This window comes from Xanthobacter autotrophicus, from assembly GCF_029991245.1.
GTDB lineage: Bacteria > Pseudomonadota > Alphaproteobacteria > Rhizobiales > Xanthobacteraceae > Xanthobacter > Xanthobacter autotrophicus_C.
In genome coordinates, this window is record NZ_JAIVFO010000029.1 from 21,326 (window position 1) to 36,707 (window position 15,382).

The following is a 15,382-nucleotide window of genomic DNA, read 5'->3' on the forward strand; positions in this document are numbered from 1 at the left end:
CCGTCAGGGCGTGGCCGGCTCCAGTTCCGCCACCACCCGCTCGAGAATCTCCGCCGCGGCGGAGATCTCCGTTTCCGTCACCGTGAGCGCCGGCAGGAAGGCCAGCACAGGACCGAGCGAACGGGTGACAAGACCGGCCTCGGCAAGCCGTGTTCCCAGATCGGCCGCCGGCGCGGCGCAAACCAGCCCCTGCATCAGCCCCGTGCCGACGAGACCGGAGAACAGGTCCGGCCGCTGATAGCGCAAGGTCGCGAGGCGGTCTTCCAGCAGCCAGCCGAGGCCCTGCACCCGCCCCTCGAACCCGGGGGCGAAGGCCGTTGCCAGAATGCCGTCCGCTGCGGCCAGCGCCTCCTGCGCCACCACAGGCAGGGCGGCGGGAAGGCCGCGCGCCCATTTCGCTGTGAGCACCAAAGCGGCCAGCGGCAGGCCGCCCCCCTCCCCCACCAGCATCAGGTCCGGCGTCACGCCGGTCCATTCATGGGCGAAGGCCATGCCGGTGCGCCCGAGGCCGGCGTCGGTTTCGTCGAAGACGAGGGCGAGGCCGTATTCGTCCGCCACCTCGCGCAGTTCGGCCAGGAAGGAGCCCGGCAGCATCTCCATGCCGGCCGAAAGCCGCAGCGGGGCGACAAACAGCCCCGCCGTCTTCGGCCCGATGGCGGCGCGCACCGCGCCGATCTCGTCCGGCATGCGGCTGACCTCCGCATCGGCGGCGAAGTCCGGCGGCAGGGGGGCATCCCCCGCGCAGACCAGCAATTCCCGCCGCTTGGGCCGTCCGGCGATGCGGTGCTGGGCGCGGATGGTGTCGAGGATCACCCGCCGCACGGTGGCGGCCGAGGGCAGCAGCACCGCCGTGTCGCCGAAGGAGTGGGCCACCAGCAGGCCCGCGAGGAAGGCGGCGTCCGGGGCGGGCGCAGGTTCCGAAGGCTCAAACGCCAGCTCAGGTGTTGCGACGAGGCAGGCGCCGGAAAAGTCGAAGGGCGCGATGTCCGGCGTGACGCTGTCCTCGGACGGTTCTGGCGCAGGTTGGGACATGGCACCTCCGGCGCCGGAACACGCCGGCGGCCAAGCGACGGATTGGGCGACATACGAGCCCGGCCGAAGCCGGCTCCACTCGCGACAGCGTGCCCAAGCAAGAACCCTGCCTCAACCGGTCACAGCACCGCCCGCTCAATCGTATTTCAGATAAGAAAAGCGCAAGTCGTGCTGGGGCGTGCCTTCCAGCGGCCCGTCGGGCTGAAGGCCCGGCTGCCACATCACCACCTCCTCGATCTTCTGCGCCAAAGCGAAGTCGCGCACGGTGATGCCCTTGGCGTCGTGGGACATGAGGCGCACCTCCACCCACGCATAGGAGGCGGTGAGGTCCGGATGGTGCCAGGCCGCCTCGGCGAGGTGGCCCACCGCGTTGATCACCATCAGCGTGCCCTTCCAGCTGTTGGTGCGGTAGGTGCGGCGGATCCAGCCGTCCTCGAAGCGCCAGCGGGGCAGGTCGGCCTTCAGCCGGGCCTCGATCTCTTCAAGGCCGAAGGTGTGCTTGCGGTCGATGGTCTGGTTGCGATCCATTGGGTGGCCTCCTCCATGCGGTTCCGGCCGGGCCGGTTCGCGGGACATGCCTGTGCGGTCTGCTTGTGGCATTTTCTGCGCGTGGACGGGTTTCCGCCAGTTGAAGCTGGCGCGGGCGCACAGCGCAGCACGAAAGCGTGAAAAGAAAGCGCGGAAAGAAACCGTACGCAGGATTGATCTGCCACAGGGCGCGGCGAACCGGCCGATGCTGTATATCCACCCTGCCGCTGGGCGCGTATGGCCCCCCGCGGGCCGCAGCCGATGGGAGCATCATGTCCACCACCCTCGCCGTCCTCGTCAACGCGCTCATCGTGATCGCCACGGTCGCCGCCATGGAAGGGGTGGCCTGGGCCGCGCACAAATATGTCATGCACGGCTTCGGCTGGGGCTGGCACAAGTCGCACCACGAACCGCGCGAGGGCGTGTTCGAGCGCAACGACCTCTATGCGCTGCTGTTCGCGGGCATCGCCATCGCCCTCATCTACGCCTTCCGCAATGGCGGCGCGCTGCTGTGGGTGGGCGTGGGAATGACGGTCTACGGCTTCCTCTATTTCTTCGTGCATGATGGCATCACCCACCAGCGCTGGCCGTTCCGCTACGTGCCGCGCAACGGCTACCTGAAGCGCCTGGTGCAGGCTCACCGGCTGCACCATGCGGTGGACGGCAAGGAGGGCTGCGTCTCCTTCGGCTTCATCTATGCCCCGCCGCCGGCCGACCTGAAGGCCAAGCTGAAGACGCTGCACGGCGGCAGCCTGAAGCAGAACGAGGCAGCCGAATAGGCGGGGTCGCCCTCCTCCCGTTCCCTGCACCAGACCCCCGAAACGAAAAGAGGCGGCCGAAGCCGCCTCTTTCTTTTTTGCCGGATGCCGGTGCGCTGCTCAGGCCTTCACCAGCGGCAGCTTGGGCACCGGGCTCCCACGACCGGGGCCGCCCGCGGGACCGCCGGACTTGGGACCCTTCGGCCCGCTCTTGGGACCCTTGGGGCCGGGCCGAGAGGCCTTCGCCTTGGCCGCAGGCTTGCGACGCTTGGCCGGTTCCGGGGCGATCTTGTCGGGCTTGGGGGTGACGGGGCCTTCGGGGAATTCGAAGCCGAGCTTCGAGTCCGTGCCTTCGCCCTCCACCACCACGCGGACGTGGCCGCCATTCTTCAGCGCGCCGAACAGGACGAGGTCGGCGAGCGGGGTCTTGATGAACTCCTGGATGACGCGGGCCATGGGCCGCGCCCCCATCTGCTCGTCGTAGCCGCGATCCACCAGCCACGCGCCGGCCTCGTCGGACAGCTCGATGGTGACGTTGCGGTCCGCCAGCTGGGCCTCCAGCTGCAGCACGAACTTCTCCACCACCTGGGTGATGACCTCGGGCGGCAGGTGGCCGAACGGGATCACCGCGTCGAGACGGTTGCGGAACTCCGGCGCGAAGGTCCGGTTGATGGCCTCCGAATCGTCGCCCTCGCGCTTGGTGCGGGTGAAGCCATAGGCGGGCTTCGCCAGATCCGCTGCGCCCGCATTGGTGGTCATGATGAGGATCACGTTGCGGAAGTCGATCTGCTTGCCGTTGTGGTCGGTCAGCTTCCCGTGGTCCATCACCTGCAGCAGGATGTTGAAGAGGTCCGGATGGGCCTTCTCGATCTCGTCCAGCAGCAGCACGCAGTGCGGGTTCTGGTCCACCCCGTCGGTGAGCAGGCCGCCCTGGTCGAAGCCCACGTAGCCGGGAGGCGCGCCGATGAGGCGGCTGACCGTGTGGCGCTCCATGTACTCCGACATGTCGAAGCGCAGCAGCTGCACGCCCAGCACGGAGGCGAGCTGCTTGGCCACTTCCGTCTTGCCGACGCCGGTGGGGCCGGAGAACAGGTAGGAGCCGATGGGCTTCTCCGGTTCCCGCAGGCCCGCGCGGGCCAGCTTGATGGAGGCGGCGAGGGCGTCGATGGCCTTGTCCTGCCCGTAGACCACGCGCTTGAGGGTGGTGCGCAGGGTGGCCAGCACCTCGGCATCATCCTTCGAGATGGTCTTGGGCGGGATCCGCGCCATGGTGGCGATGGTGGCCTCGATCTCCTTCAGGCCGATGGTCTTCTTGCGCTTGGCCTCGGGCAGCAGCATCTGCGCCGCACCGGATTCGTCGATCACGTCGATCGCCTTGTCCGGCAGCTTGCGGTCGTGGATGTAGCGGGCCGACAGCTCCACCGCCGCCTTGATGGCCTCGTTGGTGTAGCGCAGCTTGTGGTAGTCCTCGAAGCAGGGCTTCAGGCCCTTGAGGATCTCGATGGCGTCGGCCACGGAGGGCTCGGCCACGTCGATCTTCTGGAACCGCCGCACCAGCGCCCGGTCCTTCTCGAAATACTGGCGGTATTCCTTGTAGGTGGTCGAGCCCATGCAACGCAGGGAGCCGGAGGCCAGCGCCGGCTTCAGCAGGTTGGAGGCGTCCATGGCCCCGCCCGAGGTCGCACCGGCGCCGATGACCGTGTGGATCTCGTCGATGAACATGATCGCGTTCGGATAGGCCTCGATCTCCTTCACGACCTGCTTCAGGCGCTCCTCGAAGTCGCCGCGATAGCGGGTGCCGGCGAGCAGCGCGCCCATGTCGAGGGCGAAGACGGTGGCGGTGGCCAGCACCTCCGGCACGTCGCCATCATTGATGCGCTTGGCGAGGCCCTCGGCGATGGCGGTCTTGCCCACGCCCGGGTCGCCCACGAACAGGGGGTTGTTCTTCTGCCGGCGGCACAGCACCTGGATGGTGCGGGTGATCTCCGGGTCGCGGCCGATGAGGGGATCGATCTTGCCCTCGTGGGCCTTCTTGTTGAGGTTCACGCAATAGGCGTCGAGGGCGTCGGCCTTCTTCTGCTTGTCGTCGCCGGACTTGGTCTCGGTCTCCTCGTCGGCGCCGCGCACGGGGCGGCTCTCGGACATGCCGGAGCGCTTGGCGATGCCGTGGGAGATGTAGTTGACCGCGTCGTACCGCGTCATGTCCTGCTCCTGCAGGAAATAGGCGGCGTGGCTCTCGCGCTCGGCGAAGATGGCGACGAGCACGTTGGCCCCTGTCACCTCTTCCCGGCCCGAGGACTGCACGTGGATCACCGCGCGCTGGATAACGCGCTGGAAACCGGCGGTGGGCTTGGAATCATCGGACCCGGACTGGACGAGATTTTCCAGCTCCGTGTCCACGTATTCGATGAGATTGCGACGGAGCTTCTCCATGTCGACGTTGCAGGCCCGCATGACGGCCGCGGCGTCCTGATCGTCCACCAGGGAGAGAAGCAGATGCTCGAGGGTCGCGTATTCGTGGTGGCGTTCGTTGGCGAGGGCCAGAGCACGATGGAGCGACTGTTCGAGGCTGCGTGAGAATGTAGGCATCGACACCTCTTCCGCGCATCGCTCCCGGCCCTTGGAAAACCCCGCCAGCTTGGGGAGCGCGTGCACCATTCACACAAACTTCGTACCGGATGCCGCAGTGCGCAAGCCCCTCCTGCGATGGAAAAACGCTTCCCTTAGCCTGCCGCCCATGCCTCGCACAAGACAGCGCCTCGCATTCCGGGCCTGCGCGACCTGGAATTCGTCCATCACGATTGCTGCGAAGGGCGTGAGCCGGCTTACTTCTTCTCCATCACGCACTGGAGCGGATGCTGGTGCTTGCGGGCGAAATCCATCACCTGCGTCACCTTGGTCTCGGCGACCTCATAGGTGAAAACGCCGCACTCCCCCACCCCGTGATGGTGTACGTGGAGCATGATCGTGTTGGCCTGGTCACGGTCCTTGTTGAAGAACCGTTCCAGCACATGCACCACGAATTCCATGGGCGTGTAGTCGTCGTTCAGCAGCAGCACCCGGTAGAGCGAGGGCCGCTTGGTCTGCGGCTTGGTGCGGGAAATGACCGCCGTGCCGGGACCATCGCCCCCCCTGCGGGGCGGCGTCTCGGGACCGGCCAGGGCCGGCGCCTGAAAATTGGAGATTGAAATATCCATCATGTCCGTCGCGCCCTGTTCCGCTGCTCCGGCCGTCGCACGGAGTTTGGCGCAGCTCCTGAATGACGAGAATAATAGGAAGAGCGACGCGTCTTCGCCAGTGCTGCAGCTTTCATCCGGGGCGCGGAGTGCCGCATCCGGACCCGCCAGGGCGGCGCGGCAGGCCGGGAGCGCCCGCAGGAGCAACAGCCGGAGAGCATCTGCGGAGGCCGAAACGACTAAGGCCCGGCGCTGGGCCGGGCCTTGTGACGCAACTCATTGACGCAACTTACGCAACACAACCCTGACATGGCACCTGTTACGCAACTTACGCGTGGCTCCCGAAGGAACCGGCGCGCCGGAGGGACGCGAGAACAACCTCCCGGCGCGATGCCCGATGCGGGCGAATTTTCAGCTTCAGCCCGGGAACTTGAAGCCGGTCTTGCCGAGGCTCGACTCGAAGGGCTTGTAGGTCTCCTTCGCCAGCTCCGTGTAGAGCTCGCCGAGCTTGGTGGCCTGGGCCACGGCGCCCTCGTAGGCCGACTTCAGGTAGGACTGCTGGATCTCGATGGCCTGCTCAACGGTCTTGGCGCCGAGCAGCTTCTCGAGGGCAGCGGTGCCCTGCTCGAAGGAGGTCTTGGTGTAGTCGGCGATTTCCACCGCGATCGCCTGGGCGCTCTTGGAGAGCGTGCCGAAGCTCTTGAGGGCGGATTCGATGTTGTCCTTGCTGATCTTCTGCAGCTCGTCAGCGGTCTGAACCATTGGGAGTCCCCTTTTTGCCGGCAAATCGGCCGGCCCCGCGCAGAGTGGTTATTGCCTCCGCTCGGTTGTGGATATTATGCACTGCAGCACGGTCGTCAAGCGCTTTTTGTGCAGCGCACAATATGGCAGCGCTGCCAGGTTTACGCCTTGGTAACTCCGCGTTTTTAGGCTCTGGACTTGGTCGCTTCCTCCAACCCTCGGTGCGACGCACAAGCCTTTCGACGGCTCCGGGTCACAACGCGCGCGGGAACTGGGTCAGGTTTGCGACCAACGACACGGGACAAATGTGCATGCGTAAATCGTCGGCCGGCCTCTCCCTCACCGCAAAAGCCCTTGCTTTTGCGGTGCTTGCGGCGTTCTCCCTGACCACGACGGTGGCTGAGGCGAAGCCCCGCAAGAAGGCTCAGGTCGAGCGATCCAAGGAGCGCTCCAAGTCGCGCGTCAAGCAGGTCGCCACCCCCCAGAATACCGACGACGCCAGCCGCTGGCGCTACGGCTCCTCCGCCATCATCGTGGACGCCAATACCGGCAAGACGCTCTACGAGGATAATGCGGACGCCCTGCGACATCCTGCCTCAGTCACCAAGATCATGACCCTGTACCTCCTGTTCGAGCAGCTGGAGGCGGGCAACCTGAAACTGGACAGCAACCTTGAGGTTTCGGCCAAGGCGGCGTCGCAGCAGCCATCCAAGCTCGGGGTGCGGCCCGGGTCCACCATCGAGGTGGAAGACGCCATCAAGGCGCTGGTGACGCGCTCGGCCAACGACGTGGCAGTGGTGATCGCGGAAAATCTGGGCGGCTCGGAATCCGAGTTCGCGGAAATGATGACGCGCAAGGCCCGCGCACTGGGCATGAGCCGGACCGTGTTCCGCAACGCCTCCGGCCTACCCAACCCCAATCAGGTGACCACCGCGCGCGACCTGTCCATCCTCGGTCGGGCGGTGCAGGACCGCTTCCCCAAGCAGTACAAGTATTTCTCCACCCGCACCTTCTATTATCGCGGCCAGGCCATCGGCAATCACAACCGCCTGCTGGGCCGGATCGAGGGCGTGGACGGCATCAAGACCGGTTATACCCAGGCCTCCGGCTTCAACCTCGTCACCTCGGTGAAGCGCGACGGGCGCTATCTGGTGGGCGTGGTGCTCGGCGGCTCCAGCGGCGGTTCGCGCGACGCGCGCATGACCAACCTCATCGCGCAGAACATCGACGTCGCCTATGCCGGCGGGCGCACCGCGCCCAAGGTCACCGAGGTGGCCGAGGCCGCCATTCCCGTGGGCCGCTCCTTCGCCGCGCCCCTGCCGGTGGTGGCCCAGCGCGACGAGGACACGCCCCACGCCGTCGCGCCGCTGCCGAAGCCCGCGGCCGTGCAGCTTGCCGCCGCCGAGCCGGCGACCACCGCTTCCATTTCCCCGGCCGGCCGCCAGAGCCAGCAGGCCGCCGCCCAGCCGGTGAAGCCCGGCTCCGCCGAGCCCATCCGCCCGGTGGCGGTGAAGACGGTGGCGGTCCAGCGCCCGGCGCAGGCGGCTGCAGCTGCGGCCCCCTCTCCGGCGAGCTTCGCCGCCCCTGCCGGCGTGCTCGGCTATCTCGGCCCCTCGAGCGCCACACTCTCGCCCGCCGCCTCGGCGGTGCAGGCCGTGGCGCAGGGCCATTCGCGGCAGGCTTCTGCACAGACCGCTTCCACCCAGACAGCCTCCCTTCAGGCGGCACCCGCCCCGCAGCCCCAGCAAGCGGCCGCGCCGACCGGCAAGGACACCTCGCGCCTCACCTCGGCGGTGGCCAGCGGGGCCTCCGAGCAGGCGCTGCGCGCCGCCCGCATCGCCGCCATGGAACCCGACGACGCCTATGCCAATGCCATGAAGGCGGCGCAGCGCCCCCAGAGCGTGCCCCAGACGGCGCCCCAGGCTCCGGGACCCGCCGCGGCCCGGCCGGTTCGCACCGCCTCCCTCGGCCCGGTGGCGGCACCGGAGCCGGCGGCCAATTCTGCCACGGCAAAATCCGCCCCGGCGAAATCCCCGGTTCCGGCCTCCGCCCATTCCGGATGGCAGATCCAGATCGGCGCCTTCGGCGGCGAGCGCGAGGCCAAGGCCAAGCTCGATGCCGCCAAGGCCCGCGCCAAGTCGGTCCTCGGCAATGCCGATCCCTATACGGAGAAGGTGACCAAGGGCTCGTCCGAACTCTACCGCGCCCGCTTTGCCGGCCTCGACGAGAAGGGCGCCCGCGACGCCTGCCGTTTACTCAAGCGTAATGACTTCGACTGTATGACTTTCAAGAATTGAAAGTCGTGCACGAGAATCAGCCATGCTTGCGCAAGATCACGTCCTTGGCTCGATTGATCCTCGCAGCCAGATAGCTGGTGCCGCCCAGATCGGGGTGGAGCTTCTTCATCAGGGCGCGATGGGCCGCGCGGACAGCCTCGGCCTCCGCGCCCGGCTCAAGGCCAAGGATCTGATAGGCTTCCTCTTCGGTCATCGCGTCGCTGCCCGCGCGGACGCGCTCACCCGCGCCCATATCCCCCGCACCCGCATCAGCCTGTGCGTGCTCACGCCAGGCGGGCGCCCGGCGGTCGAGATAAGCTTCGAGTAGCGACAGGGACTGGGCGTCGCAGATGCGGCGCAGTCCGAGCAGCGTCGGCACGTCGAGCGCATCGAGCCCCGTGCCGGCATTTGGTCCCGAGACGATAACGCCCTTCATCTCCCCGCTGGCAAGGTCCAGCTCCATCTCCAGGAGCTGGGTGCGCACCTTGGAGACCTGCGGCGCCCCCCGCTTGCGGAACAGGCTGCCGAGATAGCCGCCCACCCCCTTCGGGTCGAGCCGCCCCAGAAGGCCGATGCCCACCGCCGCCAGCGGGATCGCCGCCCCGAACCGGCCCGTCGCCAGCGCTCCAGCAGCGCCCAGCAAGGCGGCATAGGCCAGCGCGCGCATGAGGATGGCCATCAGCACCTTGGGGTCGGCCTTGGTCCAGACCTTGAGGCCGTAGAGGCCGATGATCAGCAGAAGGGCACCGGCAATCAGGCTGATCACGAAAACCACCTCACAGGTCGAAGAAATTCAAGTCTTGGGCGCTTGGTGTCCGGAACGCCGCCCTCAGCGGCCGAGCGCGGCGATGAGCAGGCGGGAGCCGGCGTCGCGCCGGTTGGCGAGGGCGGGGCGTCCGCCCGCCGCATAGGCCGCCACCGCCGACAGCAGCTGGCGCAATTCGTCGGGGGCATGGGCATCGAACCGGCAATAGGCGCCGGAGGTGACGTCCGACAGGGTGCGGAACACCTCCTCCACCCGGCTGTCGCGCCCCTCCTGGAACATGAACAGCCGCACCCCGCGCAGCGCCAGCTGGCCGGCCGCCGCGACGAGACCGGCGGCATCCTCCTCCACGGCATCGCCGACGAACACCGCCGCCCTGAGCCCGGAGCGCTCCGCCTCCCGCGACAGATGGGCGAGCACCCGATGGATCTGGGTGAGCCCGCCCTGGCAGGCGATGCGGCGCATGAGGGCGCCCAGGGTGGCCGCGTCCTTCACGAAGGGCGACGCCCGGCATTCCCCCTGCCCGCGGTAATAGACGATCTGGATGTCGAGCCCGCCATGGGCGGCGGCGGAGGCGAACATGTCCGCCTGGATGTCGCAGGCCAGCGTCCAGGTGGGCTGGCGCGAGCCGGTGGCATCGAGGGCGAAGGCGAGGCGCCCGCGCCCGTCCGCCGGCCGCGCCGGGGGCATGGCGCGCGCCGCCGCCAGGAAGCGCGCCACATCGTCGGCGCCGGAAGCCACCGGGGATGCCGTGTCCTTCGCCTTGGGCAGGCGCGCGCTCTTGTCGTCGGTCTTCGCCATGAGGGCCTCTTGGTCCACACATAAGCCGGCCCGCGCGCCGAACCAAGGGGCGGGGCCGCCGCGCCGGGAAACGCGCAAGGAAACGTCAACTCAGCGGTTGATGACGGGACGGCGACGCCCTATCTCCTCCCGGCGCTGCCATGCGGGAGCCGGGGCCGTGGGGCTGCATCAGCCCTGACGCGTGCTCCGGCGCCATTCGTGCTCCGGCGGGCGGCAGGAGAGGGCTGGGATCATGGCGACATTGCCGAAGGTGGTGGGGCGCGTGCGCGACCTCAGGGCGCGGGTGGCGGAATTCCGTGCGGAAGGCGCGCGGGTGGCGCTGGTTCCCACCATGGGCGCGCTGCACGCCGGCCATGTGGCGCTGGCGGAAAAGGCCCGCGAGCTGGCGCAGCGCACCGTGGTATCCATCTTCGTCAACCCCACCCAGTTCGCCCCGCACGAGGACTTCTCGCAATATCCGCGCTCGCTGGAGGCCGACCTCTACAAGCTCGCGGACGTGGGGGTGGACCTCGTCTATGCCCCGACGCCCACCGAGATGTACCCCTCCGGCTTTGTCACCCGCATCGCGGTGGGCGGCCCCTCGGAAGGGCTGGAGACCGACTTCCGCCCGCACTTCTTCGGCGGCGTCGCCACCGTGGTGGGCAAGCTCTTCATCCAGTGCGCGCCGGACTACGCCCTGTTCGGCGAGAAGGACTACCAGCAGCTCAAGGTGGTGACCCGCCTGTCGCGGGACCTGGACCTGGGCGTCGAGGTGGTGGGCCTGCCCACCATCCGCGAGGAGGACGGCCTCGCCCTGTCCTCCCGCAACGCCTATCTGGACGAGGATGAGCGCACCATCGCGCCGGTGATCTACACCGCCCTTACCCGCGCTGCCGAGGCGATCCGCGCCGGCACCGCGCCGCAGGCGGCGGTGGGCGTCGCGCGGGGCATGATCGAGGCGCTGGGGCTGAAGGTGGACTATGTGGCCGCCCGCAACGCCGACACCCTCGCGCCCCTGAAGGAGGGGCCGGAGGCCGGCCCCGAGCCCATCCGCCTGCTGGCGGCGGCCAGGCTCGGCGAAACGCGGCTCATCGACAACATCCCGGTTTGATGCGGGATCGATGTGACGCGGGGGCCGACGGGCAAGAACGAGGGCGCCGGGATCAAACGGCGCCCATATAGCTTACGGCAAAGCCGATCACGATCAGGACGAGGCTCACCACCAGCACCGTCAGGATGCGCCCAGTGGAAAAGCCCTGGCGAGCCCTGACCGCGGACTTCACCGCAGCCCCGTCCGCCGTGCGCGTGTCCGGCTGGCGGAATTCGCGCTCCTGCTTCATTTCGGCGGGGTCCTGCATGGCGGGTCTCCTGGCGTGTTGCTCTCGCAGAAGGACAACGCAGGGGACGGCGCCGCGGTTTCCCTTACAGCAGCATGAAGTCCACGGGCTCCGGCAAATCGGGCGGGTCGCCCTCGCCCATGCCTTCCTTCAGGAAGCCGTTTCAGGCCGCCGCGCGCATCTTGACGAAAGCCTGGTGGAGATCGGCCTTCAGGTCGGCCACGTCCTCGAGGCCGATGTGCAGGCGCACGCCGGGGCCTTCCACGTCCCACTCCGTCGCCGTGCGATAGTCGCGGCAGTCGAACGGGATGGCGAGGCTCTCGTAGCCGCCCCACGAATAGCCCATGCCGAACAGGGCGAGGGCATCGAAGAAGGCGGCGACGGCGCGCTTCGGCACCTCCTTCAGGATCAGGCTGAACAGCCCGGTGGCGCCGGTGAAGTCGCGCTTCCAGATGGCGTGGCCGGGATCGGTGGGCAGGGCCGGATGCAGCACCCGCGACACCTCCGGGCGATCCTGCAGCCACTGCGCCATCTCCAGCCCCGAGCGCTGGTGCTGGGCGAGCCGCACCGCGAGGGTGCGCAGGCCGCGCGCGCCCAGGGCCGCGTCGTCGGGGCTGATGGTGATGCCCATGGTGCCGTGGGTACTGATAACCTTCTTCCATGCCGGCCCCACGGCGGAGATGGTGCCCAGATTCAGGTCCGCATGGCCGCCGATATATTTGGTGCCGGCCTGGATGGAGATGTCCACGCCGAAGGCATGGGGCTTGAAGAAGAGCGGCGTCGCCCAGGTGTTGTCGATGAGGGTGGTGATGCCCCGCGCCCGCGCCACTGCCGTAATTGCAGGCACGTCCTGCATCTCGAAGCTCTGCGAGCCCGGCGATTCGAGGAAGATGGCGCGGGTGGTGTCGCGCAGAAGCTCGGCGATGCCGGCGCCCACCAGCGGATCGTAATAGGTGGTCTCCACTCCGAGGCGCTTCAGCACCTGGTCGCAGAAGGTGCGCGTGGGGCGATAGGCGGTGTCCACCATCAGGAGGTGGTCGCCGGCACCGAGCACGGACAGCAGGGAGATCGAGCAGGCCGAAAGGCCGGACGGGGTGAGGGCGATTCCATCACCGCCCTCCAGCGCCTTCAGCGCCGCCTCGAAGCTCTCGGTGGTGGGATTGCCGCGCCGGCCGTAGCTGTAGCGGCCGCGATGGTGGATGAGATCGTCATAGGTTGCCGAAAGAACGGTCGATCCGCGCACCACCGGCGTATTTACGAAACCGTCGAAACGCTTGGGATCGCGGCCGCCGTGTACGACTTTCGTCGCAGGCCTCAGGCCGGTGTCGCTGCCTGTTCCATCATCGTGCCCATGCGACATGCAATTCTCCTGTGCCGATGGTCGGCTGCGGCTGGTGTCCCACTATTGACCCGCCCGCGCCAAGGGGCTGTGATGGGCGGGATAGACGTCTTGTCTCGCCCCGTCGAGCCTGACCCGCCACCCTGGCGGCTCGACCGGACGGCAGGGCGGCGGGGGCGTCATCTCAGAGAAGGAACCTTCCGTGAAACGCATCCTCTTCGCAGCAGTTGGGCTTTTGTCTCTGGCCGGTGCCGTCAATGCCGCCACGCTCGACGAGGTCAAGGCGCGCGACTCCGTCAACTGCGGCGTGTCGCAGGGCCTGCCGGGCTTCTCGAGCCCCAACGACAAGAACGAGTGGGGCGGTCTCGACGTGGACTTCTGTCGCGCCATCGCGGCAGCGATCTTCAACGATCCCACGAAAGTGAAGTTCAGCCCGCTTTCCGCCAAGGACCGCTTCACGGCGCTGACCTCCGGCGCCATCGACGTCCTGTCGCGCAACACCACCTGGACCATGTCGCGCGACACCACGCTGGGATTCAACTTCGCCGGCGTGATCTATTATGACGGCCAGGGCTTCCTCATCCGCAAGTCGGTGGGGCTGAAGTCGGCAAAGGAGCTTCAGGGCGCCTCCATCTGCGTGCAGACGGGCACCTCCAACGAGCTGAACGTGTCCGACTTCTTCCGCGCCAACAACATGAAGAACGGCGAAGTGATCGCGTTCGGCACCCTCGACGAGACGGTGAAGGCCTATGAATCGGGCCGCTGCGACGTGTTCACCGCCGACCGCTCCCAGCTCGCCGCCGTGCGGCTCAAGCTGACCAATGCCGCCGACCACGTGATCCTGCCCGAGACCATCTCCAAGGAGCCCCTCGGCCCGCTGGTGCGCCATGGCGACGACCAGTGGTCCGACCTCGTGAAGTGGGTCTATTTCGCCCTGCTCAACGCCGAGGAACTGGGCGTCACCCAGAAGAACGTGGACGAGCAGGTCAACTCCCAGAACCCGGACGTGAAGCGCCTGCTGGGCACGGACGGCAAGTATGGCGAGGGCATCGGCCTCACCGCCGACTGGGTGGTGCGCATCGTCAAGGCCACCGGCAATTACGGCGAGATCTACGAGCGCAACGTCGGTCCGGCCACCCCGCTCGGCATCGAGCGCGGCCTCAACAACCTGTGGACGAAGGGCGGCATCCAGTACGGCATGCCCGTGCGCTGACGCAGGCAAGCCAGCAGACTTGAAACCAAAGGTGGCGGACGCCCGGGGCGGCGCCCGCCACCACCAAAGATAAAGGGCTCAAAAGCCCGCACTTTCGGGGGTACCATGTCGGATGTTCGCCTTTCGGGGCCACCGGCGGCGACGCGCCGTCGCTGGTCGTGGACGGATCCCAAGCTGCGCTCCTCGGTGATCCAGATCGTCCTGGCGCTCATCATGGTGTGGCTGGTCTGGTCCTTCTACGCCAACGCGCAGGCCAACCTCGCCCGCCTCGGCATCGCCTCCGGCTTCGGCTTCCTCGACAATCGCGCCGGCTTCGCCATCAGCCAGACGCTCATCCCCTACAACGAATCCATGAGCTACGGCCGCGCCTTCGTGGTCGGCCTGCTCAACACCCTGCTGGTGGCCTTCCTGGGCGTGATCCTCGCCACAATCATCGGCTTCGTGATGGGCGTCGCGCGCCTCTCGAAGAACGTGGTGATCAAGGCGCTGGCCTCCGCCTACGTGGAAATCACCCGCAACCTGCCGCCCCTGTTCCAGATCATGTTCTGGTATCTCGCCGTGCTTTCCACCCTGCCGGGGCCGCGGCAGAGCTGGGGCTTCGGCCTCCAGCCCCTGTTCGGCGCCATCGGCTCCGGTCTCTCGGGCATCGGGCTCGGCTTCCTCGGCAATCCCATATCGAACTTCGCGGCGGGCCTGTCGGCGCCGTCCATATTCGTGAACAATCGCGGCCTCGTGGTGCCGCGTCCCGTGTTCGAGGACGGCTCCCTGGCCATCCTCTACGCCCTCATCGCGGCGGTGGTGGCGAGCGTGGTCATCGGCCTGTGGGCGAAGAAGCGGCGCGAGGCCACCGGCAAGCCGTTCCCGGCGTTCTGGACCGGCCTTGCCCTCCTCATCGCGCTGCCGCTGGCGGCGTCCTACGCCGTGGGCAATCCCGTCACCATCGAGACGCCGGAGCTGCGCGGCTTCAACTTCGTCGGCGGGCTGCGGGTCATCCCCGAATTCGTCTCGCTGCTGCTGGCGCTGGCCATCTACACCGGCGGCTTCATCGCCGAGATCGTGCGTTCGGGCATTCTCGCGGTCTCCAAGGGCCAGAGCGAGGCGGCGCACTCCCTCGGCCTGCGCAACGGCCCGACGCTGCGCCTCGTCGTCATCCCGCAGGCCATGCGGGTGATCGTGCCGCCGCTCACCAGCCAGTATCTCAACCTCACCAAGAACTCGTCCCTGGGCGTGGCGGTGGGCTATCCCGACCTGTTCGCCATCTTCGCCGGCACCACGCTGAACCAGACCGGGCAGGCCATCGAGATCATCGCCGTGACCATGGCGGTCTACCTCACCATCTCCATCCTCACGTCGGCGATCATGGGCTGGTACAACAAGCGCGTCGCGCTGGTGGAGCGGTGAGATGAGCGACACCACCGTGCCCCTCTCCGCCCCCCGGG

General features: G+C 67.8%; 14 protein-coding genes. 5 read left to right on the top strand and 9 right to left on the bottom strand.

The genetic code is table 11. The features are described from left to right. Positions 1–3: 3 nt before the first annotated feature. Entirely contained in the window at positions 4–1,032 is a 1,029-nt protein-coding gene (locus tag K9U41_RS07605) for an aminotransferase class III-fold pyridoxal phosphate-dependent enzyme (protein WP_282640244.1), read from the bottom strand. Positions 1,033–1,167: 135 nt separating this feature from the next. After that, the gene (locus K9U41_RS07610) at positions 1,168–1,560 is read right to left on the bottom strand and encodes a 4a-hydroxytetrahydrobiopterin dehydratase (RefSeq protein WP_282640245.1); all 393 of its coding nucleotides are present in this window, start codon (positions 1,558–1,560) and stop codon (positions 1,168–1,170) included. A gap of 272 nt (positions 1,561–1,832) precedes the next feature. On the opposite strand from K9U41_RS07610, the gene K9U41_RS07615 reads away from it, so the two are divergent. After that, a complete protein-coding gene (locus tag K9U41_RS07615; protein WP_282640246.1) occupies positions 1,833–2,339 on the top strand; it encodes a sterol desaturase family protein in 507 nt (168 codons plus the stop codon). A gap of 99 nt (positions 2,340–2,438) precedes the next feature. Here K9U41_RS07615 and clpA read toward each other — a convergent pair whose 3' ends face one another. The 3 genes from clpA to K9U41_RS07630 all read right to left on the bottom strand — a co-directional run bounded on the left by clpA (position 2,439) and on the right by K9U41_RS07630 (position 6,256). Further along, a complete protein-coding gene (clpA, locus tag K9U41_RS07620; RefSeq protein ID WP_282640247.1) occupies positions 2,439–4,907 on the bottom strand; it encodes an ATP-dependent Clp protease ATP-binding subunit ClpA in 2,469 nt (822 codons plus the stop codon). Positions 4,908–5,143: 236 nt separating this feature from the next. Further along, positions 5,144–5,518 (bottom strand): ATP-dependent Clp protease adapter ClpS, encoded by a 375-nt coding sequence (gene clpS / locus K9U41_RS07625; RefSeq protein WP_432715748.1) that lies wholly within the window; start codon positions 5,516–5,518, stop codon positions 5,144–5,146. 393 nt (positions 5,519–5,911) lie between these two features. After that, positions 5,912–6,256 carry a phasin family protein gene (locus K9U41_RS07630; protein WP_282640248.1) on the bottom strand — a complete coding sequence of 115 codons (345 nt, stop codon included), beginning with the start codon at positions 6,254–6,256 and terminating at the stop codon, positions 5,912–5,914. 290 nt (positions 6,257–6,546) lie between these two features. Between K9U41_RS07630 and K9U41_RS07635 the strand changes: the two genes are divergently transcribed. Further along, positions 6,547–8,532, top strand: a complete 1,986-nt coding sequence (locus tag K9U41_RS07635; protein ID WP_282640249.1) for a D-alanyl-D-alanine carboxypeptidase family protein — start codon at positions 6,547–6,549, stop codon at positions 8,530–8,532. A gap of 16 nt (positions 8,533–8,548) precedes the next feature. Here K9U41_RS07635 and K9U41_RS07640 read toward each other — a convergent pair whose 3' ends face one another. Together K9U41_RS07640 and K9U41_RS07645 are read right to left on the bottom strand one after the other, a co-directional pair. Continuing rightward, entirely contained in the window at positions 8,549–9,277 is a 729-nt protein-coding gene (locus tag K9U41_RS07640) for a DnaJ domain-containing protein (RefSeq protein ID WP_432715749.1), read from the bottom strand. Positions 9,278–9,340: 63 nt separating this feature from the next. Next, entirely contained in the window at positions 9,341–10,075 is a 735-nt protein-coding gene (locus K9U41_RS07645; RefSeq protein WP_282640250.1) for a VWA domain-containing protein, read from the bottom strand. Between the two features lie 232 nt (positions 10,076–10,307). Here K9U41_RS07645 and panC point away from each other — a divergent pair, with 232 nt between their 5' ends. Continuing rightward, positions 10,308–11,165 carry a pantoate--beta-alanine ligase gene (panC, locus tag K9U41_RS07650; protein ID WP_282640251.1) on the top strand — a complete coding sequence of 286 codons (858 nt, stop codon included), beginning with the start codon at positions 10,308–10,310 and terminating at the stop codon, positions 11,163–11,165. A 52-nt stretch (positions 11,166–11,217) separates the two neighbouring features. Here the strand turns inward: panC and K9U41_RS07655 are convergent, their stop codons facing one another. Next, positions 11,218–11,412 (bottom strand): hypothetical protein, encoded by a 195-nt coding sequence (locus K9U41_RS07655; RefSeq protein WP_282640252.1) that lies wholly within the window; start codon positions 11,410–11,412, stop codon positions 11,218–11,220. Between the two features lie 142 nt (positions 11,413–11,554). After that, complete coding sequence (gene metC, locus K9U41_RS07660) at positions 11,555–12,751, bottom strand: cystathionine beta-lyase (RefSeq protein ID WP_282640253.1); 1,197 nt, start codon at positions 12,749–12,751, stop codon at positions 11,555–11,557. A gap of 181 nt (positions 12,752–12,932) precedes the next feature. Between metC and K9U41_RS07665 the strand changes: the two genes are divergently transcribed. Together K9U41_RS07665 and K9U41_RS07670 are read left to right on the top strand one after the other, a co-directional pair. Continuing rightward, positions 12,933–13,943 (top strand): amino acid ABC transporter substrate-binding protein, encoded by a 1,011-nt coding sequence (locus K9U41_RS07665; RefSeq protein WP_282640254.1) that lies wholly within the window; start codon positions 12,933–12,935, stop codon positions 13,941–13,943. Positions 13,944–14,048: 105 nt separating this feature from the next. Then, entirely contained in the window at positions 14,049–15,344 is a 1,296-nt protein-coding gene (locus tag K9U41_RS07670) for an amino acid ABC transporter permease (RefSeq protein WP_282640255.1), read from the top strand. The last annotated feature ends 38 nt before the right edge of the window (positions 15,345–15,382 follow it).